The sequence below is a fragment of the Myxococcus llanfairpwllgwyngyllgogerychwyrndrobwllllantysiliogogogochensis genome (assembly GCF_006636215.1).
In the GTDB taxonomy this organism is placed as follows: domain Bacteria; phylum Myxococcota; class Myxococcia; order Myxococcales; family Myxococcaceae; genus Myxococcus; species Myxococcus llanfairpwllgwyngyllgogerychwyrndrobwllllantysiliogogogochensis.
On the sequence record NZ_VIFM01000099.1, the window covers coordinates 17915 to 36995 of the forward strand.

General features: G+C 68.7%; 17 protein-coding genes. 3 read left to right on the plus strand and 14 right to left on the minus strand.

From position 1 onward, the window contains the following. Positions 1-9 precede the first annotated feature (9 nt). The 6 genes from FJV41_RS23725 to FJV41_RS23750 form a co-directional block, all read right to left on the minus strand. Positions 10-1641, minus strand: a complete 1632-nt coding sequence (locus FJV41_RS23725) for an AmpG family muropeptide MFS transporter (protein ID WP_141644812.1) — start codon at positions 1639-1641, stop codon at positions 10-12. A 73-nt stretch (positions 1642-1714) separates the two neighbouring features. Further along, positions 1715-2671, minus strand: coding sequence for a hypothetical protein (locus FJV41_RS23730; protein ID WP_181790875.1), 957 nt, complete (start codon positions 2669-2671; stop codon positions 1715-1717). A gap of 11 nt (positions 2672-2682) precedes the next feature. Further along, positions 2683-4281, minus strand: a complete 1599-nt coding sequence (locus tag FJV41_RS23735; RefSeq protein ID WP_141644814.1) for a caspase family protein — start codon at positions 4279-4281, stop codon at positions 2683-2685. Continuing rightward, the gene (locus FJV41_RS23740; protein ID WP_141644815.1) at positions 4278-5048 is read right to left on the minus strand and encodes an ACP synthase; all 771 of its coding nucleotides are present in this window, start codon (positions 5046-5048) and stop codon (positions 4278-4280) included. Before FJV41_RS23740 ends, FJV41_RS23735 begins: the two co-directional genes overlap by 4 nt. Beyond that, a complete protein-coding gene (locus tag FJV41_RS23745) occupies positions 5045-5587 on the minus strand; it encodes an RNA polymerase sigma factor (RefSeq protein ID WP_141644816.1) in 543 nt (180 codons plus the stop codon). Before FJV41_RS23745 ends, FJV41_RS23740 begins: the two co-directional genes overlap by 4 nt. A gap of 25 nt (positions 5588-5612) precedes the next feature. Further along, positions 5613-6587, minus strand: coding sequence for a hypothetical protein (locus tag FJV41_RS23750; protein ID WP_141644817.1), 975 nt, complete (start codon positions 6585-6587; stop codon positions 5613-5615). Between the two features lie 241 nt (positions 6588-6828). Here FJV41_RS23750 and FJV41_RS23755 point away from each other — a divergent pair, with 241 nt between their 5' ends. Continuing rightward, positions 6829-7653 carry a nucleotidyltransferase gene (locus tag FJV41_RS23755; protein WP_174485930.1) on the plus strand — a complete coding sequence of 275 codons (825 nt, stop codon included), beginning with the start codon at positions 6829-6831 and terminating at the stop codon, positions 7651-7653. Beyond that, the gene (locus tag FJV41_RS23760; protein ID WP_141644819.1) at positions 7637-8341 is read left to right on the plus strand and encodes a metallophosphoesterase family protein; all 705 of its coding nucleotides are present in this window, start codon (positions 7637-7639) and stop codon (positions 8339-8341) included. Before FJV41_RS23755 ends, FJV41_RS23760 begins: the two co-directional genes overlap by 17 nt. Before the next feature lie 7 nt (positions 8342-8348). Here FJV41_RS23760 and FJV41_RS23765 read toward each other — a convergent pair whose 3' ends face one another. The 7 genes from FJV41_RS23765 to FJV41_RS23795 all read right to left on the minus strand — a co-directional run bounded on the left by FJV41_RS23765 (position 8349) and on the right by FJV41_RS23795 (position 16043). Beyond that, the gene (locus FJV41_RS23765; RefSeq protein ID WP_141644820.1) at positions 8349-8717 is read right to left on the minus strand and encodes a Rieske (2Fe-2S) protein; all 369 of its coding nucleotides are present in this window, start codon (positions 8715-8717) and stop codon (positions 8349-8351) included. Next, positions 8714-10051 (minus strand): homogentisate 1,2-dioxygenase, encoded by a 1338-nt coding sequence (hmgA, locus tag FJV41_RS23770; protein WP_141644821.1) that lies wholly within the window; start codon positions 10049-10051, stop codon positions 8714-8716. Before hmgA ends, FJV41_RS23765 begins: the two co-directional genes overlap by 4 nt. 30 nt (positions 10052-10081) lie before the next feature. Next, complete coding sequence (hppD, locus tag FJV41_RS23775) at positions 10082-11158, minus strand: 4-hydroxyphenylpyruvate dioxygenase (protein ID WP_141644822.1); 1077 nt, start codon at positions 11156-11158, stop codon at positions 10082-10084. Between the two features lie 217 nt (positions 11159-11375). Then, entirely contained in the window at positions 11376-12884 is a 1509-nt protein-coding gene (locus FJV41_RS23780; RefSeq protein WP_141644823.1) for a DUF4340 domain-containing protein, read from the minus strand. Continuing rightward, positions 12881-14440, minus strand: coding sequence for a GldG family protein (locus FJV41_RS23785; RefSeq protein ID WP_141644824.1), 1560 nt, complete (start codon positions 14438-14440; stop codon positions 12881-12883). Before FJV41_RS23785 ends, FJV41_RS23780 begins: the two co-directional genes overlap by 4 nt. 36 nt (positions 14441-14476) lie before the next feature. Beyond that, on the minus strand, positions 14477-15280 hold the full coding sequence (locus FJV41_RS23790) for an ABC transporter permease (protein WP_141644825.1): 804 nt from the start codon (positions 15278-15280) through the stop codon (positions 14477-14479). A 40-nt stretch (positions 15281-15320) separates the two neighbouring features. Beyond that, complete coding sequence (locus FJV41_RS23795; protein WP_141644831.1) at positions 15321-16043, minus strand: ABC transporter ATP-binding protein; 723 nt, start codon at positions 16041-16043, stop codon at positions 15321-15323. 228 nt (positions 16044-16271) lie between these two features. Between FJV41_RS23795 and FJV41_RS23800 the strand changes: the two genes are divergently transcribed. After that, positions 16272-17465: an aspartate kinase gene (locus FJV41_RS23800; protein WP_141644826.1), complete on the plus strand. Its 1194-nt coding sequence runs from the start codon at positions 16272-16274 to the stop codon at positions 17463-17465. 112 nt (positions 17466-17577) lie between these two features. On the opposite strand, the gene FJV41_RS23805 is transcribed toward FJV41_RS23800, so the two are convergent. Next, positions 17578-19081 (minus strand): right-handed parallel beta-helix repeat-containing protein (locus tag FJV41_RS23805; RefSeq protein WP_141644827.1); only part of this gene is annotated, 1504 nt, incomplete at its 5' end.

Sequence of the window (19081 nt, forward strand, 5' to 3'; positions counted from 1 at the left end):
GGTGCCGCGCTACGAGCCGGCGGCGCCGGAGGGGGAGGGGGGCGCCTCCTGCTCGGGCAGGTAGAACGCCCCGGAGCGCGCGGCGAGCACCGCCGCGGTGAGCAGGCCCACCGTCAACCCGAAGACGGCGATGCCGGCCAGCGTCACCCAGTCGGTGACACCCGAGGGCTGGAACAGCGCGGTGAAGGGCGTGGCGAAATCGAAGCCCTTCTCCGGTGTCTTGCGCAGGTTCTGCACGGCGGTGAGCAGCGCTGTCGTCATCGCGCCCAGCACCATGCCCACCACGGCCGCGAAGGCGGCGCTGCCCATGAGGACGGGGCGGGTGACGGCGCGGGTGGTGGGGCGGCTCTGCACGTCGAAGTCCGGGTCCTTCACGCCCAGCGGCACGAAGCGCGCGAGCAGCAACAGACCGGGGATGCCGCCCACCATGGTGAACCAGAAGAAGGGCTCCCAGCCGATGGAGTACACGAGGAAGCCGGCGATGGGGCCCGCCACCACGCGCGGAATGGAGAAGAGGCTGGAGAGCAGCGCGAACTGGGTGGCGGAGAAGCGCTTCTGCGTCAGCCGCATCAGCAGCACGGAGAAGGCCCCGGTGCCCAGTCCCTGCGTCACGTTCTCGAAGCCGATGGCGATGTACATCAGCCATGGCGTGGGCGCCCCGGCGCGCGCGACGAGCACGTAGCCGATGTTGGACACAATCTGGATGACGCCGAACACCCACAGCGCGCGGCCCAGGCCCAGCACCGTCGTCCACGCGCCGCCCACCAGCGTGCCGGCGATGGTGCCGAACAGGCCGATGGTGCCCAGGGCCACACCCCGGTGCAGGTCGCTGTAGCCCATGTCCACCAGGAAGGGCCGCAAGAGCGTGCCGCCGAGGTTGTCGGCCAGCTTGTAGAGGAAGACGAAGGCGAGGATTTCGAGCGCCCGGTGCCGCGCGAGGAAGCCCACGAAGGGATACCAGACGGCGTCCTTGAGGGACTTCGGAGGCGTGAAGCGCTCCTCGGGCTCCGGCGCGAAGCGCGTGACGATGAGCATGGGCAGGTACAGCACCGCCAGCCCGATGACGACCCACTTCCACGACACGCGGCCCGCGAGCGTAATCGCCGCCGAGCCCGCGATGAACATGGCCGCGCGGTACACCGCCACGCGCGCGCCCACCGCCACGCCCTGCTCCTCCTTGCGCAGCACCTCCACCGCGTACGCGTCGATGGCGATGTCCTGCGTCGCCGCGGAGAACGCCACCGCCATGGCCAGCGCGCCCACCACCCACGCGGTCTCCGGATGTTCTCCGATGCCCGCCAGGGCCAATGTCGTCGCGAAGAGGGCCACCTGCGCCACCGCCATCCAGCCCCGCCGCCGGCCCCAGAAGGGCGGCACATAGCGGTCCATCAGCGGCGACCAGAGGAACTTGAAGGACCACGGTGCCTGCGCCAGCGTGATGATGCCCACCACGCGGATGTCCACGCCGATGCTGCGCAGCCAGTCGGGGATGGCGATCCACACCAGGCCGAGCGGCAGGCCCGAGGAGAACGAGAGCAGCGTGACGGAGGCCGTCCGCCAGGAGGCCATGGCCCGCGCCAGACTGGCCCAGGTTCCCGGCCGCGCTGCCTGCTCTCCACTCTTGCCCTGCTGCTCGCTCATGGCGGCGGACTCTATACCAGCCGTGCTCGCGGCCCAGGGTGTCCCGCGCGCTTCCGCTCGGAGGGTTGGCCGGTTACCGGTCCAGCGCGGACATGTCCGGGCAGGAGCTGCGCAGGCCCTCGGTGGGGTTGAGGAAGTCCCAGCTCCGGGAGATGAACGTCACGCGGCCCTGCGCGTCCCAGCACTCGGTGTATTTGGCGCCCAGGATGTCGCCCTTGATGATCTCCAGGATGCCCGTCCCCCGCCCGTCCGGCGCCCAGCGCGTGGTGAGCGCCACGTCTTCGCGCAGCCCGCCCTGGACGAAGTCGGTGTCGAGGATCTGGAAGGTCATCTCCGCCAGGTCCCCCTCCGCCTCGCGGTAGATGTAGCGCGAAGGCAGCAGGGTGGGCACGTTGCTGACGAATACCAGCTCCACCCGCGTGGGGAGCTTCCGCGTCTGGTAGTGGATCTCCTCGCGGTCCAGGAAGGGGATGTCCAGGAAGCGCTCTTCCCGGGCCCGCTTCAGGTCCATGATGAGGCTGCCCTCTCCCTTGCGGACGCCGCCATTGGCCTGGAAGGAGCCCGACATGAAGCTCCACCACGCGTCCTCGCCTTCACCGATGTCCCGGTACTGGAGCTGGTAGTCGAACCGCTCTCCTTCACGCGTCATCACGAAGCGCGTGTCGAACCTCATGTCGTTGCGCCCCGGGATGGGCCCCCACACCCGACGGTTCGGCTCTCGCTTCGTGGGCGTGTACTGCTGGATGGCCTCCAGCGAGGAGAGGATTCCGTCCACCGCTTCGTTGAAGCGCAGGCCCGTCTTGTCCGTGTCGCCGACGATGCCCGACGAGTCCCCCAACCGTCCCGCCTGCTGCGCGGACTTGCTGGCCACACGTGCGCCCCAGGCTTCGCCTTGGGTCTTCCCCGGCATCGACGCCGTCAGGTCCTCGCGCCGGGGGAAGGCGTTGAGGAACTCCAGGTCGTCATTGGAGAAGTCGCCGCCACATGCGGCCAGGGCCAGACACAGACAGATGGGCACCAGGTGTCGCATCGAACGCTCCCTCAAGGCTGATACGTGACGAGCGCGCCCAGCTCCCAGAAGCCCAGCGAGCGTTGCTCATCCACGGTGTAGAGGAGGTAGTGGAGCCGCGCGCGTCCCGTCACGTGCAGGCGCCGCAGGGGTTGCCACCGCAGGCCCGCCACCAGGCCCGGGGAGAACATCGCGTACTTCTGGTCCGGGTACGTCGCTTCCTCGAAGTCGCGGCGCATCACCAGATACGCCATGCGCGCGCCCACGAAGGGCGCCACGGTGCCTCGCGGCCACTCGGACGTGAGCGTCGTGCCCAGGCTCGTCACCGAGTACTTGTAGGGCGGTCCACTCAGGGTCGGCAACGCCAGCAGCGCCTGTTTCCCGCCCACCGCCACATCCACGCCCCACACCCAGTCGCGGCGGAAGTAGTCGTGAAGCTGCGCCTCCGCGCCCAGCATGCCCACCGAGAGGAACAGCGACTGGCGCGTGGGTGCGTCGAAGAAGGACTGCACGCCACCGGACACGCCCACCGTCCACCACGCCCCGCCCTCCGGCGCCGCGCCCTTCACCGGGTCGTCCGAGAACGGCGCGTCTCGCAGCCGCGACTCTTCCAGCACCACCTGCCGTCCCCGGGACACTTCCACTTCGCCGATGCGCAGCCGGTCCGACAGCCTTCGCTTCACGCGGTACGTGCCGGGCGCGAGCGCCACGCGGCGCTCCACGTCGGGCGTCTTGTCCAGCTCCGCCACCACCATGCCGCCCGGGTCCACGAAGTAATACATGCCCGCGGGCGCGAGTCCTGGCACCACCAGCCCGTCGCCTCCCGCGCGCAGGTCCGTCAGCACCAGGTCCCCGTTGCCGGCGAGGTCGTAGCTGAACGTCGGATGCTGAGCGCCCCCGCTGCTGGCCGCCGTGTCCGCCACGGTGCGGGCGTAGGCATGCGAGTACGCCTCGAACAGCGTCACGCGTCCGTCACCGCTGCGGTCCGCGTCCCCGAGCAGGCCACTGGCCAGGTGGTGCGAGAAGTAGCTGCCGCGCAGCGCGTCCGACTCCTGCGAGTCCTCGTCCGCCGAACTGGAGGTGAGGATGACCAGTCCCCGCGCATCGCGCGCCGCGCCGGACTCGATTTCGAAGGCCGGTGCCCGTCGCGCGCCCTTGGTGCGCGTCAGCGCGCCAGAGCGGCACGAGTCGAGAATCGCGATGCGGATATCCGCGGGCGCGTTCGACAGCCGCTGCTTGAGGTCTTCGAAGCCCAGCCGCGTGTTGCCCAGGCGCAGCGTGCCGTCCTTCGCGTGGCCGGAGTAGTAGACGAGCAGCGCCGTGCGCTCACCTCGCGCCCGAGCCTCCTTCGCCCGGGTCTCCAACTGCGTCAGCGCCGCGAGGAAGTCCTTCGAGGACTCGTTGAGCAGCAGCATCGCGTCGCCGGGAGCGACACCGCCCAGGCGCGCCAGCAGGCCGTGCATCTTCCGCGCGTCGTCCTGTGCGAAGCGCAGGGGCCGCGTCTCGTCGCCGCCCTCGTCGTTGCCCGCCACCAGCGCGAAGCGGCGCAGGCTGTCCGCATGCGCGGCCGAGGCCCCGAGCACGAGGAGGGCGGCCAACGCGCGCCAGGAAGGAAGCAGGGGAGGGCTCATGGCTTGAACAGCACCCAGTGCGTCTGCGCACCCGGCACGTCGAGCTGGGACATCCGCTCCACCTCGCCGTTCGCCGCCGTGAACGCACGACGGGTCGCCTCCACCACCGACTCCACCGTGAACGGTTCATCCCCGAGCACCAGCACCACGCGCTCGGCTCCAGAGCCGGTGAACTCCCAGCTTCCTTGCAGCCAGTGCAGGTCCTCGCCGGACTCCACGGGGGCGCTCGCGCCGGACTCCGGATGCAGCGTCGTCACCTCGCCGATGGCATCCACGGACACGGCGGCCACGTAGCGGTGGGTGCCCGCCTTGTAGCCCAGCATCACCCGCTCACCCGGTTCCAGGGCCTCGGGAGCCTCCGGCTTCACCTCGCGCTGGGGCCCGGGACCTCCGCCGATGCGCAGCTCCGCGATGTTCGCGCCGCCCTTGCTCCGGTCCCAACCCGGACCCTGATTCAGCAGCGGCCGGGCCAGCACCACCATCAGCACCGACGCGGCCAGCGCCACCGTCGGAGCGAGCCAGCGCCGGGGGGAGGGCTTCAGCGCGTCACGCCGCTGCTGTCGCTCCAACGCGCGCTGCACTCCCAGCTCGAAGCGCTCGAAGGGAAGCTCTGCTTCGAAGCGGGCCTGGTTCGACTCGAGGCCGCGCAGCACTGCGCCACACGTGTCGCAGCTCGCCGCGTGGGCGCGCGCGCGGGTGGCCTCGGGCGAGCCCAGCTCACCGGCCCTCAGGCGTCGCAGTGTCCACTCCGACTCGTGCGCGCTCATCGAACCCTCAGCTCCTCTCCACCCAGCGCGGCGAAGTGCTCCAGCCGCTTGCGAATCGTGGGCACCGAGCGCCCCAGCAACGCCGCCACCTCTTCCAACGTCATCCCATCCACGTGGTAGTGCACCACCGCCGCCTGCGTCTCCGCATCCACCCGGGACAGCAGCCGGCGCACCAGGTCCCGCGTCTCCATCTCTCCCGGACCCCCGTGGGCTTCCGGGCGCGCGGCCGCGTCCCGCTCGAACCACTGCCTCCAGCCCGCCCGCTCCGAGCGGAGCTGGTTGAGACAGTGGTGCGTGGCGATCTTCATCAACCACGTCAGCGGCGAGGCATCCGCGCGGAAGTCGTCCGCGTGGGCAAGCGCTCGGGCGAACACGTCGTGCATCGCGTCCTCCGCCCTCGCCGCGTCCTTCAACAGGTAGCGGCAGCGTCCCATCACGCTGCCGCCGTACCTCGTGTACAGGTCGCGCAGGAAGTCCCGCCGGTCCTGCTGGGGACCCCCCTGGATGACCCTGAGGGCCGGCTGGCGCGTTCCTGTCACGCGCCGCAGACTACCGCGAGCCGGCTCACAGCGTGGAGTAGACCGCCGTGCTGAAGCTGCCGCAGGCGCTCACCGTCCCGTAGCCGATGGCCGGGTTGTAGCTGACCGCGTGGTAGGCGCTGCGGAAGTTGCTGTCCCAGCACTCGTTGATGGTGGCCTCGCCGAACAGGTCTCCGCCCGACAGCTTGATGTCCGAGCGACCGAGGCCCGTGCGCTCCCAGCGGCTCTTGATGGACAGCTTCTCCAGCTTCGAGCGCGTCGGGTCCACGTCGATGTTCTGCTTCACGACGTAGTCCAGCTCGCCGCCGGTGCCCGGGGCCTGCTTGAAGCGATAGTTCGCGCTCGCCAGGGTGCCTCCGCCGGCATCCACCTGGAAGTCCGCCTCCACGGAGGCCACCGCGTTCGGGGCCGTGCGCGCGTAGCGAATCTCCATCGTCGCCACGCCCGTCTCGCCCTCGTTGCCAGGCAGGGAGTTGTTCTTCTCCCAGTCGATGAGGAACTGTCCGGAGCCATAGCCGGAGCGGCGCTCGCCATCATCATCGACCGCCGCCGTGTGCGAGCCGGCCAGCACCGTCTTGAAGTTCGTGTCGGGCTCGATCTTCGCCTTGGCCGCCAGCACCCACCCGTAGGTGTCGTCATCGGTGCGCGTGACGGTCAGCTTCCAGGTGATGGGGCTCAGGGCCTCCGTGTGCGGACCCCACACCGCGACGTCGCCCTGGATGGAGGACGGCGGGTGCTTGACGATGGCCTCGATGAGGCCGAGCACTCCCAGCGTCCCACCGTTGATGCTCGCGGCGGCGGCCACGGTGAGCACGTAGTACTCCGACGTCTGGTTCTCGGCGGAGGCCGCGGTCAGTCCCTGACCGTCCGGGCCGGGCGAGGCCACTTCCACCATCTGCTTGGAGGGAAGTCCCTCGCGGAACGAATCGGCGTCCTGCTTCGAGTCAGGATCGCAACCGGCGAGCAACAGGGAGGCGCACAGCAGGCTCTTGCGCAGCATGGTCCTTCTACCTTTCGGATGGCCCCCGGCGGGCCGTGCAGCAGCGTGTTCGCCTCAATGGACACAGCCCTGCCGAAAAACAGAAAGCACGCCTGTCTGGTTCTGAAATGCGCTGGGATTCCAGGGGGTTGGAGGTCGCTCGGACGCCCCTCGGGCGACTTCACCCGGCCTTCGGACGGCGGAAATGCACCGTCCCTACCTTTCGCCCATGGAAAAACGACACCCCAACCATCCCGGGGAGATGGGCACGGACGCGTCGCTCGCGGAACGGGAGCGCACGGCGGATGAAATCAACGCCCGCGCACGGGCCGTGGGGCTGTTGCGCGACGCGGGGGTGCCCTTCGTGGTGGGAGGCGCGTACGCATACGCCACCTATACCGGCATCTACCGGGACACGAAGGACCTGGACCTGTTCCCCCGCAAGGCGGACGCGCTCCGGGCGCTCCAGGTGCTGGAGAAGGACGGCTGGCGCACCGAGCGCACCGACGAGGTGTGGCTCTACAAGGCCTTCAAGGGTGACTACTTCGTCGACTTCATCTTCTCGTCCGGCAACGGCGTGGCGGTGGTCGACGACGAGTGGTTCCAATACGCCAAGACGGCCACCGTCTTCGGACACGAGTGTCTGGTGGCGCCCGCCGAGGAGATGATCTGGTCCAAGGCCTTCGTCGTCGAGCGCGAGCGCTACGACGGCGCGGACGTCAACCACCTCATCCTCAAGGCGGGCCACGTCATGGACTGGGACCGGCTGATGCGCCGGTTCGACCGGTACTGGGAGGTGCTGCTCAGTCACCTGATGATGTTCCGCTTCGCCTATCCCTCGGAGAGAGACCTGGTGCCGGAGTGGGTGATGGCGGAGCTGATGCGCCGCACGCTGGACAGCATCCGCGAGGGGCGCTGGGAGGAGAAGCTGTGTCGCGGCAACCTCGTCTCCAAGGTGAACTACCACGTGGACATCCACCACTGGGGGTTCAGGGACGGGCGGGCCTGGGACGAAAACGAACGACAGCAGGGGGGCGAGCGTGGCGAGGGATCCGAGCTCGAAAATTCGATTGGCGGCAGTCGGTGACCTGCACTGCCGGGAGGACCAGCACGGACGCTTTCGCCACCTCGTCAAGCAGGTGAACGCCACGGCGGACCTGCTGGTGCTGTGTGGGGACCTCACGGACCGCGGCATGCTCGAGGAGGGCAAGGTGCTCGCCGAGGAGCTGTCCGCGCTGCGGGTGCCGTGCGCGGCGGTGCTCGGCAATCACGACTACGAGCACGGCCAGGTGAAGGACATCTGCGCGGAGCTCGCGAAGGTGGGCATCCACATCCTCGATGGGGACCACTTCATCTTCGAGAAGGTGCTCGGCGTGGCTGGCGTGAAGGGCTTTGGCGGCGGCTATGGCAACGCGACGCTGCAGGCCTTCGGCGAGGCGCAGACCAAGGGCTTCGTGCAGGAGGCGGTGACGGAGTCGCTGAAGCTGGAGGCGGCGCTGAGCCACCTCGACACGCCGAGGAAGATCATCATCATGCATTACTCCCCCATCCCGGAGACGCTGGAGGGGGAGAACATCGAGATCCGCCCCTTCCTCGGGACGAGCCGGCTGGCGATGCCCATTGACCACTACGGCGCGGAGGCGGTGTTCCACGGACACGCGCACCACGGCGCGCTCCAGGGGAAAACGAAGAACGGCATCCCCGTCTTCAACGTGGCCATGCCCTTGCTGGCGCGGCACACGCCCGACCAACGCTACGTGCTGCTCGAAGTGTGAGCCGGACTCAGGCGGTGACGACCATCCCGGCTTCCACCTTCACGGGCCAGGACGTCAGCGACGCTCCGCTGCACGGACCGCCGACGCACTTCCCGTCGTCGGGTTGGAACAGGGCGCCGTGCCACGCGCAGACGATGAGCTGCTTGTCCGGCGTCAGGTAGCGGTCCAACACGCGCGCCAGCGGGAGCCCGGCGTGGGGGCACCGGTCCACATAACCGTGGACCTGGGTGCCCTTGCGCACGAGGAAGCCGTGGAAGAACGCCTCGCCAATCTGGAGCACGATGTTGCGCGAGCCCGGGTCCTCCAGCGAGTCCACCGGGCAGAGCTCGACGTCGGAGGGCGTCGTCCAGACGCGCTGCCTTGGAGGCAGGCTCAAGGCAGTCGGGCCTTCTCGAACCCGGCCCAGCAGTCGTCGTAGTCCAGCTGCATCGCCGGCGTCTCCACCGCGAAGCGCGTGGGGCGGATGGTCCACCGGGACTCGAACATGAACGCGAGCGTGTCCTGAATCTTGTGTGGCTTCAGTTCCGCGCGGAGGGCCTGCTCGTAGCTCGCCCGGTCCGGACCATGGCCGCTCATGCAGTTGTGCAGCGACGCACCGCCCGGAGCAAAGCCTCCGGCCTTCGCGTCATAGACACCCTGCACCAGCCCCATGAACTCGCTCATCACGTTGCGGTGGAACCACGGCGGCCGGAACGTGTTCTCCGCCACCATCCACCGGGGCGGGAAGATGACGAAGTCGCAGTTGGCCGTGCCCGGTGACTCGCTGGGCGAGGTCAGCACCGTGAAGATGGACGGGTCCGGATGGTCGTAGCTCACCGTGCCGATGGTGTTGAACCGCGACAGGTCATACTTGTACGGCGCCAGATTCCCGTGCCACGCCACCACGTCGAGCGGGGAGTGGTCGAACTGGGACGCCCACAGGCGCCCCTGGAACTTCTGGACGACCAGCGTCGGGCGGTCCACGTCCTCGAAGGCGGCCACGGGCGTCAGGAAGTCGCGCGCGTTCGCCAGCCCGTTGGAGCCGATGGGCCCCAGGTCTGGCAGGCGGAAGAGGGCGCCGTGGTTCTCACAGATGTAGCCCGACACCGGCCCTTCGGGCAGCTCCGCCCGGAAGCGCACGCCCCGGGGCACCACGCCCATCTCGCCGGGCCGCAGGTCCAGCACGCCCAGCTCCGTCACGAGCGTCAGCCGCCCGGCCTGCGGAACGATGAGCAGCTCGCCGTCGGCGTCGTAGAACACCTTGTCCGTCATCGACCGGTTGGCGAGGTACAGGTGGATGGCGATGCCCGCCCCCGTGCCTGGATCTCCATTGCCCGCGTAGGTGACCAGTCCCTCGACGAAGTCGGTGGGCGCGGTCGGCGCCGGCTGGGGACTCCAGCGCAGGCGGTTGGGCGTGGGCGGGACCTCGTCGAACGGGCCACCGCGCAACAGGCCCTGGGGATGGACCTTGTACGCGGGATGGTTGGCGCTGGGCCGCAGCCGATACAGCCACGAGCGCTTGTTCTCCCGGCGCGCCACCGTGAAGGCCGTGCCGGAGAGCTGCTCCGCGTAGAGCCCGAACGGGGCGCGCTGCGGTGAGTTGCGCCCCACGGGCAGGGCACCCGGGACGGCCTCCGTGGCGAATTCATTGCCAAAGCCGGAGAGATAGTCACCGGGCGCCTGTCGGAGCCCGCTCTTCGGAGGTACCGCGGTTCGATTCTCGAGAGTCACCGTGTCGCTCCTCCGAAGTCGGGCCCGAGACTACTTCCGGGACTTGTCGACCTTGATGACGCCGCGGCGGATCTGATCCAGCTCGATGGACTCGAACAGCGCCTGGAAGTTGCCGTTGCCGAAGCCCTCGTTGCCCTTGCGCTGGATGATCTCGAAGAAGATGGGCCCGAACAGGTTCTCGGTGAAGATCTGCAGCAGCAGGCCTTCCTGCTGATTGCCGTCGATGAGGATGCGGTTCTTCCGCATGCGCTCCAGGTCCTCGCCGTGGTTGGGGACGCGCGAGTCGACCAGGTCGTAGTAGGTCTCGATGGTGTCCTGGAGATCCACGCCGCGAGCGCGCAGCTTCTCGACGGTGCTGTAGATGTCCTGCGTGGCCAGGGCCAGGTGCTGGATGCCCTCGCCCTTGTACTCGCGGATGAACTCCTCGATCTGCGACTTCTCGTCCTGGCTCTCGTTGAGCGGAATCCGGATGGCGCGGTCCGGCGCAATCATCGCCTGGCTGAACAGGCCCGTGGCCTGGCCCTTGATGTCGAAGTACTTCTGCTCGGTGAAGCCGAAGATGCGGTTGTAGAACGACGACCACGTCCGCATCTCACCCCGGCGCACGTTGTGCGTCAGGTGGTCCAGCGACTCCAGGCCCACGCTGTTGCGGGCCTCGGCCTCGACGGCGCCGGGAATCTGCACCCAGGAGTCGTAGATGGTGCCGCTCTGACCGTGTCGGTCGATGAGATACAGCAGGCTGCCACCGATGCCCTGGAGGACATAGAAGCCCTCGCCCAGGGAGCTGGCGGCGGGGTCGGCCGGGATGGCGCCGCGCTCCAGCGCCATCTCGTAAGCGGTGCGGGCATTGGCCACGCGGAAGGCCATCGCGTTGGCGGACGGGCCGTGGGCGGCGCGGAACTCGGCGGCCTGGCCCGTGGTCTCCCGGCTGATGAGCAGGTTGATATCACCCTGCTTGTAGCGAACCAGGTCCTTGCTCGGGTGCTTGGAGAAGGCGGTGAACCCCAGCATCTCCACCAGCTTCACCATTGCCTCGGGGGCGGGGCTCGTGAACTCCACGAACTCGAAGCCATTCAGTCCAAGAGGGTTTTCCGCCGTGCTCATCATGACCCAGCCTCCGCGAAACGTCTGCGAGTGTGCCTTGGAAGGTAGGGAGTGGCGGCCAGGGAGGAAAGCACAAAGCACTGCCAGAGAATGTCAGGCCCTTTCACAATCTTCAGAGGGAGGGCCCACGCGAATGCGCACGGGTGGCGCGTCAAACGCGGCACCGCGTCGCGTCACCTACGGAGGGTCGTGAATTGTCACAGCAGGCGCGGGCTCATCCTCACGGACCGCGTGCTTCCGTGGGCTCCGGTGCGGGGGCGCCTTCCATCAGGTCTTCAGCCCGCACCGGCAGCACGAGTCCTTCGATGGAGACCTCCATCACCTCGGGCCCCGAACCCCGCACGTAGCTCAAGCCCGACGAGTCGGGCACGTCGCCGCCCAGCCACAGTCGCGCCAGCTCGCGTCCATCCGCGCCCAGCAGCACCGCGCCGCGTGAGGCCTCGTCGATGCCGTACTTCGCCCAGCTTCGTGGCTTTGCGTCTCCGAAGCTCGTGGCCTTCAGTGCGCCCAGTGCGCGCAGCAGGGAGACGACGCGGAAGTGCTGGGCCTTGCCTTGCTTCGGTGACTCCACCCGCCACGACTCCGTGCCGCCATCCGTCTCCGAGGCGTTGACCAGGATGATGGGGGCCGCGCCTCCGCCAGGGTGGAACACCACGCGTCGCACGTCCTCGCGCCGGAAGCTCAGCACGTGCTTGTCCTTCAATTCGTGGACGTCCACGTCGAGCACCGTGAGCGCGCCGTCCGACACCTCGGCCAGCACCGCGTCCGGGCCCTGCTCCCGCAGCGCGTGGCTGCGCGGAGTGCCGTCCTCCATCACCTGGGCGAGTCGGATGCGCACGGGCTCGCCCGAGAGCGGAGTGAAGCGCGCATCGACGAGCGGCGACTCCAGTCCCAGCTTCTTCCGCGTCTGCGCGGAGTCCGGGGGGAAGGCGAGCGCCCGGTGCTCCTTCAAGTTTTTCAACAATGTCGCCACCCGAGCCTCGTCCGCGCGCTCGGCCACGGGTTTCGTCAGGCGCCACTTCGTCGTGCCCGTCTCGTGCTGCAGCACGTAGCTTCGCTCCTGGGCCCGCACCTCGATGGACGCGAGCGCAGTCGCTTCCAGTCCGCCGAGCAGCTCCTTCGAGCGCAGCGCGAAGGTGTCCTTGTCCAGGCTCCACCGCACCGAACCCTGGGCCGCGTAGACCTTCGAGTCCCCGTCACGACGCACGTACACGGACCCGTCGAAGGTGTTCTCGACGCCCCCATGCAGCGTCACCGTGTGCTGGCGGCTCGGGACGTCTTCGCCTCCACCGCTCGCGTCTGGCAGGAAGGCATGCGCTGTCACGCTGAAGACGGGCGACTTGAGGCCGTACTTCTCCAGGTCGGCGTCGGTGGGCGCGTCGTTCACCAGGGGGCTCGACGCGGTGCTCCCCAGCGTCTCCAGCAGGGCCTCCACCGCGGCGGCCTCCGCGCGTGCCTTCACGGGAGCGACGAGTTGCCACGCGCCATCCGGCTCGCGCGCCAGCTCCGTGGTGTCGCCCTGGGCCCGCACGGTGATGCGAGTGAACACGGGCGCGGCGGCCTTCGCCCCCTGTGTCGCGCCGGACGGCGGGGCGAACAGTTTCTCTGACACCGCCGGGGTCTCGGAGCCTCGCCGCGAGGTGCCGTCGGAGCACGCGGACAAGGTCAGTCCTCCCGCGCCCAGCGCGAGGACCGCCACCGTCACGAGTCCCTTGCCCGTGGCGCTCACTTGTTCCGCCGGGTCAGCCAGATGGCCAGTCCCAGACCCATCATGGTGAGGGGGAGCAGGTCGGTGGAGATGAAGCGGATGTGGTCCATGTCGTCCGCGTCCAGCTCCAGCGTCGATACCTCGCGGTCCGGGGGGCGCAGGGTGACCTTGGTCACCTGATTGGAGGCCCAGCCCAGCGCGTTCATCACGAGGTTGCGGTTGGGCTCATGGCCCCAGTTCGGATCCAACAGCAGCTCCGCGTCACCCATCACGACGAGTCGCGCCTCGTCGAAGCGCTTGTTGGCGGCGCTCTTCGTGTCGCGGACGATGGCGGCCACCAGCGTGAGCTGGCCCGTCTTTTCGCCATCGGAGGGGACCGCGTTCTCTTCCGGCTTCGTCTCCACCCAGCCGTACTGAGAGGTGTGCACCACGGGCTCCACGCGCACGCCTTCCGCGAGGCCCTCGCGCAGCAGCGTGAGGCTGCGCGGCGTGGGCAGCTCCACGTTCAGCCCGCGCTGCCGCAGCGGGAGCACCATCGCGTGGTTGCTGTAGAACCGGGAGAGCACCACGTAGGGATTGCCGCTGTTGAACTGCGCGTCGGCGGCGATGCCCTCGTCGAGCTGGATGCCGTACTCGGCCAGCAGCCCGCCCAGGCCGTCCTCCAACCCCGCGTCCGTGAAGTAGAGCAGCCTGCCGCCGCCCGCGAGGTACTTGCGCAGCACCTCCACCTCCGGCGTCGTGAAGCGCGCGCGAGCACCCGCGATGATGACCAGCGAGGCATCCCGGGGCACGTCCGTCGCGCCCGCCAGGTACATGGCCTCTGCGCCATAGCCCTCCTGAAGTAGCTGCCTGCGCAGCTCGGACATGGTGGCGCCCGGGTCATTCGGGGCCGCTTCGTCCTTGGCCAGCGGCCATTCACCGTGGCCGGTGACGAAGTACACCCGCTGCGTGCCCACCGCGTTCAGCTTGATGAGCGCGTTGGTCAGGTCCTGCTCGGAGACGGCCTGCAGCGTCGTGTGCGCCTCGCCACGCACCAACACCACGCTCGCCTGACCCTCCTTGAGCTGGTACTTCGCGGCCAGGTCCGGGCTGCGGCGCGCGTCCTTGAACGTGTACTCGAAGTGCTCCGGCGCCTGCGCGCGGTAGCGCTGGAACAGCGTGTCCAACAGGCCGTAGGACTCGTGCGTCGGAGGCACGAAGCCAATGGCGAGGACCTTCTCCGGCAGGGCCTCCAGCGTGGCGAGCGTCTGCGGCGCCAGCGTGTGGATGCGCCCCTTCGTCAAATCCCAGCGAGGACTCTTCTGGAAGGCGACGTAGTTGAGCGCCACCAGCGCGAGCAGGGCGGCGAACACGGTGAGTCCCGTGCGCAGGAAGAAGAAGCTCGAGCGGTGCGAGGCGAGCTTGCCGAAGTGCTTCAGGTTCGTCGCCAGGTACACGCCGAGCAGCGCAATGCCCACAGCCGCCTTCACGCCCGCGGCAATGGGGTTGCCGGAGGTGACGAAGAGGGTGAAGGGGCTCGACAGCAGCAGCAGGAGCCCGAAGGCGCCCAGGTATCGACCGAGGAGGGTCGCATTCATGTGCGGGGATTCCCTTTCGCGTGAGCGCGGGCCATGTCAGGCCCAGCGCCGCGCTTCCACGGTGCGGTGGGTGAGCAGCAGCGAGAAGACGATGACGGAGGCGAAGAACACGAGCGTCTGCACGTCGAGGATGCCCTTGAGCATGTTCTGCAACTGCGCGTCGAAGGACAGGTACGTCAGCACCGAGCGCAGCGGCTCCTCCGTGGCCTGCGCCACGCCGGACAGCAGCATCCACGGCAGCAGCACCGCGAAGGTGAGGAAGGCCGCCAGCATCTGGCTCTCCGTGAGCGCGGAGATGAACATGCCCACCGCCATGCACGTGGCGCCCCACAGCAGGATGCCGCCGTAGCCCAGGAGCACGGTGGGCCACTCCAGCGCGGTGCCGGAATCCGCGTGGCCGAACGCGGAGAGCACCAGCGGGAAGATGAGCGTGAGGCCCAGCGTCGCGGAGATGATGCCCAGGCCGCCCAGGTATTTGCCCAGGACGATTTCAATGGGTCGCACCGGCGCGGTCATCAGCAGCTCGAACGTCTTGTTGCGCTTCTCCTCCGCGAACAGTCGCATGGAGAGGAAGGGCGCGATGAAGAGGGTGATGATGATGACCATGCCCCACAGCTGCACCATCACCCCGTCGGTGAGGTTGCGGTAGGCGGTCATGTCCGGAGGCATCATCGCCCACGTGACTTCCCGTGCCTGCTCCTGCACCTGCTGGAACGTCGCGAGCAGGTTCACGAAGAAGAAGGACGAGAGCGCCACCATCGCCGTGAAGACGCCATAGGCCCACGGGGTGGTGAAGAAGAGGGACAGCTCCTTGCGAGCGATGGCCAGGGCGATGCGCATGGACCGGGGGGTTCCTTGAAGGAGGGGACGGGCGTCGCGCTCAGGCGGCGGTCAGCTTGATGAAGACCTCTTCCAGCGACGCGCTCTCCGAGGTGCCCTGGGAGCCGGCCAGCTTGCGGAGGTCGTCGTAGGCGACGATGCGCCCTTGGTTGAGGATGAGGACCTTCTCGCACGTCATCGTCACTTCCGGGAGGATGTGCGTGGAGAGGATGACGGTGTGCTTGCCCGCGAGGCTCTTGATGAGCGCGCGCACCTCCGCGCGCTGCGCGGGGTCCAGGCCTTCCGTCGGCTCGTCGAGGATGAGGACCTGGGGCGAGCCGAGCAGCGCCTGGGCGATGCCGACGCGCTGCTTGTATCCCTTGGACAGGTTCTGGATGAGGCGGCCGAGCACGTGCGTGACGCCGGTGAGGCCGGCCACCCGCTCGACTTCGCCCTTGAGTTCCCGGGCGGGCAGGCGCTTGAGCGCCGCAACGAACTTCAGGTACCCGTGCACCGTCATGTCCGGATAGAGGGGCGGCGCCTCCGGCAGGTAGCCGATGCGGCGCTTCACCTCCAGCGGGTGCGTGAAGACGTCGAAGCCTCCCACGCGGGCGACTCCCTCCGAAGGCGGGAGGAAGCCGGTGAGAATCTTCATCGTGGTGGACTTGCCCGCGCCGTTGGGCCCGAGGAAGCCGAGGATTTCGCCCTCTTCGACGCTGAAGGTGAGGTCGTCGATGGCCACGCGGTCGCGATACCGCTTGGTGAGGTGCTGTACCTCGATCATCGCCATGGGCAGGCTCCAGGAGAGACGCGCTCGACCCTGGGCCGCCGGCCGTGGAGGTGTTTCTCGGACGGCCCGGGCAGACCGTCGCCGACTATAGGGGCCGACCTTGGGGTGTCAAGGCGACGCCCGGCTCCCGGCTCGGGTGCTTCACCGCGCTGGCCGGGCTCCTGCAAGACTGCGCTTCGGTGTGGTTCCCCGGACACGCCCAACAGGGGTAGTGAGACGCTCATGCCTATCGTGGTCCAGAAGTACGGCGGCTCGTCGGTGGCCGACGTGGAGAAGATTCGCAAGGTGGCGCGCAGGGTGAAGGACAAGCGCGACGCCGGGTACCAGGTGGTGGTGGTGGTGAGTGCCATGGGCGACACCACGGACGAGCTGCTCGCCCTGGCCAAGCAGGTGTCCCCGGACCCCGCCCGGCGCGAGCTGGACATGTTGTTGACGTGCGGCGAGCGCATCTCCATGGCGCTGCTCTCCATGGCGCTCCAGGAGATGGAGGTGCCGGCCATCAGCTTCACGGGCAGCCAGAGCGGCATCATCACCAACGACGCACACGCACAGGCGCGCATCGTCGAGGTGCGGCCCTATCGCATCCACGACGAGCTGGCGCGCGGCAAGGTCGTCATCGTCGCCGGCTACCAGGGCGTCTCCTACAAGAAGGAAGTGACGACGCTGGGGCGCGGAGGCTCGGACACGACGGCCGTGGCGCTGGCCGCGGCGCTGGAGGCGGAGGCGTGTGAAATCTACTCCGACGTGGATGGCATCTTCAGCGCGGACCCGCGCGTGGTGCCGGATGCGCGCAAGCTGGAGTCGCTCAGCTACGACGAGATGCAGGAGCTGGCGAGCGCGGGCGCCAAGGTGCTCAACGCGCAGGCGGTGGAGTGGGCGAAGTCGCGCGGCATCGCCATCCTCGCGAGGACGGCGCATGCCCCGGGCAACGGCACGGTGGTGCGCGAGCTGACGGCGCCCTCGGACAGTCGGGTGAAGGGCGTGACGGCGGACTCGGAGCTGGCGGTGCTGGCGGTGGGCGAGCAGGTGCCGCTGCCGGAGCTGTTGGAGTTCCTCGACGCCCGAGGCGTGCGAGGCCGCTCCCTGGGCTTCGACGGGCTGCCGGGGGGCACGGCCCACGCGTACCTCCTGGTCCCGCTGGCGGACATCCACGGGCCGGAGGCGCTGCGCAAGGAGCTGGCCACGCGCTTCGACGGAGCGGTGTCATGGCGCGAGGAGCTGGGCACGGTCACCTGCGTGGGCGTGGGGCTCAACGCGGACTGGGCGCCGCTGAGGCAGTCCCTGGCGGCGGCGGAGGAACTCGGCGCGAAGGTGCATGCGGCCCACACGTCACCGCTCCAGCTCACGCTGCTCGTGGACAAGCCCCACCTCAAGCCGCTGACGGCGAGGCTGCATCGGGAGCTGCTCGGCGCGTGACGTCCAACGAGTCGCGGTCCATCGACAGCAAGCTGTCGCCGCGCGTGGACCGAGGGGCGCACGGGAGAGGACCTCCCCGTATCAAGCCGGGAGGTCCTCTCTCTCGCCCCCGCTATTCGGTGAGCGCCGCGGTGGCGGCCTGGGCATCCGAGGGGCAGTCGGACTCCACCGCGCCGACGTCGGGCGCCGAGCCGCAGAAGGGCAGGCCCAGGTCCATGCCCCGGTCGACCGCACCTGTGCCGGGCATGAAGGTGTTCGTGTCCACCAGCGCGTTGGCGGACTCGGCGGAGCTCACGTCCTGGCCTTGCTGCTTCCACGCGGCCAGCAGCTCACCCACCCAGGAGTCCTCGGGGATGAAGAAGTTGCCCTTCGTGAAGTTCGCGCCCTGCAGGTACACGTTGGCGGCCAGGTCCAGCCCGGAGGTGTAGGGCCCCAGGTTGACGGCGTTGCGCGTGGCGAAGAGGTTGTTTCGCACCGCCACGTTGGTGGAGTCGCCGCCGGTGCCATGTCCGAGCACCAGCGCGAAGCCCTTCGTCCCGGTGACGGTGTTGTGCAGCACGCGCACGTCGACGCCGTTCTCGATGCGGATGGCGGAGCCCTCGGGCATCTTCAGCGAGTGGACTCGGTTGCGTCGCACGGAGATGTTGGTCGGAGGGGCGCCCACCCGGTTGCCGCCCACGGCGATGCCCAGCGCGGCGTCCGAGATGTCGTTGTCCTCCAGGACGACGTTCTTCGCGGAGTAGTGCACCACCACCGCCTCACCTCGTGACGTCGAGGACTTGGTGAAGCCGTGCATGCGGTTGCCGCGCACGGTGACGTCGTGGCACGTCTTGATGTCCACGGCGTTCTCACGGTTGTCGTACATGTGATTGGCTTCGATGAGGACGCCGCTGGCGGGCGCGTCGTTGCTGAAGCCCTCGGGCCCGAGGCATTGCACGGAGTCGCCCGAGTTGTCGTGGATGTCGTTGCCGCGCACGGTGATGTCCTTCGACGTGGGGGCGATGACGACGCCGTGTGAGTCGTCGGACCCTCGAGCGAAGTGATGGATGTGGTTGTTTTCGATGGTGACGCCGCGCGCGCTGGCGTCCGTGCTGATGCCGCTGCCGAAGGCGCCGTGGTGCAGGTCGTTGTTGGCGAGCACCGTGCCCTGGGTGTCTCCGGCGAAGGTGACGGCGATCTGCCGCTGGCTCTTCACGTCGAACTCGAAACCCTCGATGCGCCAGTTCGGGCGCTGCACCAGGACCATGTACCAGCCACTGGAGGTGGGAACGAGCTTGGGCTTGCCCTCGCCGAGCAGGGTGATGGGCGCGCTGGTGGTGCCGGCGCGGACATTGGAGTCGAGCACCAGCTTCTCCGCATAGGTGCCCTGCTGGACGCGGATGATTTCACCGGGGCCCACCAGGGTGAGCGCCTTGGCGATGGTGCGCAGCGGACTGGCTTGCGAGCCGGCGGCGGTGTCGTTGCCCGACGGGCTGACGTACCACTCGCGCGAGTACCGAGGTGGGGCTGGCTCCTCGGGCGTGGGAACGGGCGAAGGTGTGGTGGGCTCCGGGGACGGCGTGGGCACCTGCGTCACGGGAGGCGTCGTCGGCTCGGGAGAGGGCTGGGTCGGGGGA

Bases quoted from the DNA above. Each gene is read 5' to 3' on its own strand.
- FJV41_RS23755 (WP_174485930.1), top strand. From the start codon at position 6,829: ATGGGCACGGACGCGTCGCTCGCGGAACGGGAGCGCACGGCGGATGAA.
- FJV41_RS23795 (WP_141644831.1), bottom strand. From the start codon at position 16,043: ATGATCGAGGTACAGCACCTCACCAAGCGGTATCGCGACCGCGTGGCC.
- FJV41_RS23750 (WP_141644817.1), bottom strand. From the start codon at position 6,587: ATGCTGCGCAAGAGCCTGCTGTGCGCCTCCCTGTTGCTCGCCGGTTGC.
- FJV41_RS23800 (WP_141644826.1), top strand. From the start codon at position 16,272: ATGCCTATCGTGGTCCAGAAGTACGGCGGCTCGTCGGTGGCCGACGTG.
- FJV41_RS23785 (WP_141644824.1), bottom strand. From the start codon at position 14,440: ATGAATGCGACCCTCCTCGGTCGATACCTGGGCGCCTTCGGGCTCCTG.
- FJV41_RS23735 (WP_141644814.1), bottom strand. From the start codon at position 4,281: ATGAGCCCTCCCCTGCTTCCTTCCTGGCGCGCGTTGGCCGCCCTCCTC.
- FJV41_RS23725 (WP_141644812.1), bottom strand. From the start codon at position 1,641: ATGAGCGAGCAGCAGGGCAAGAGTGGAGAGCAGGCAGCGCGGCCGGGA.
- FJV41_RS23790 (WP_141644825.1), bottom strand. From the start codon at position 15,280: ATGCGCATCGCCCTGGCCATCGCTCGCAAGGAGCTGTCCCTCTTCTTC.
- FJV41_RS23730 (WP_181790875.1), bottom strand. From the start codon at position 2,671: ATGCGACACCTGGTGCCCATCTGTCTGTGTCTGGCCCTGGCCGCATGT.
- hppD (WP_141644822.1), bottom strand. From the start codon at position 11,158: ATGATGAGCACGGCGGAAAACCCTCTTGGACTGAATGGCTTCGAGTTC.
- FJV41_RS23740 (WP_141644815.1), bottom strand. From the start codon at position 5,048: ATGAGCGCGCACGAGTCGGAGTGGACACTGCGACGCCTGAGGGCCGGT.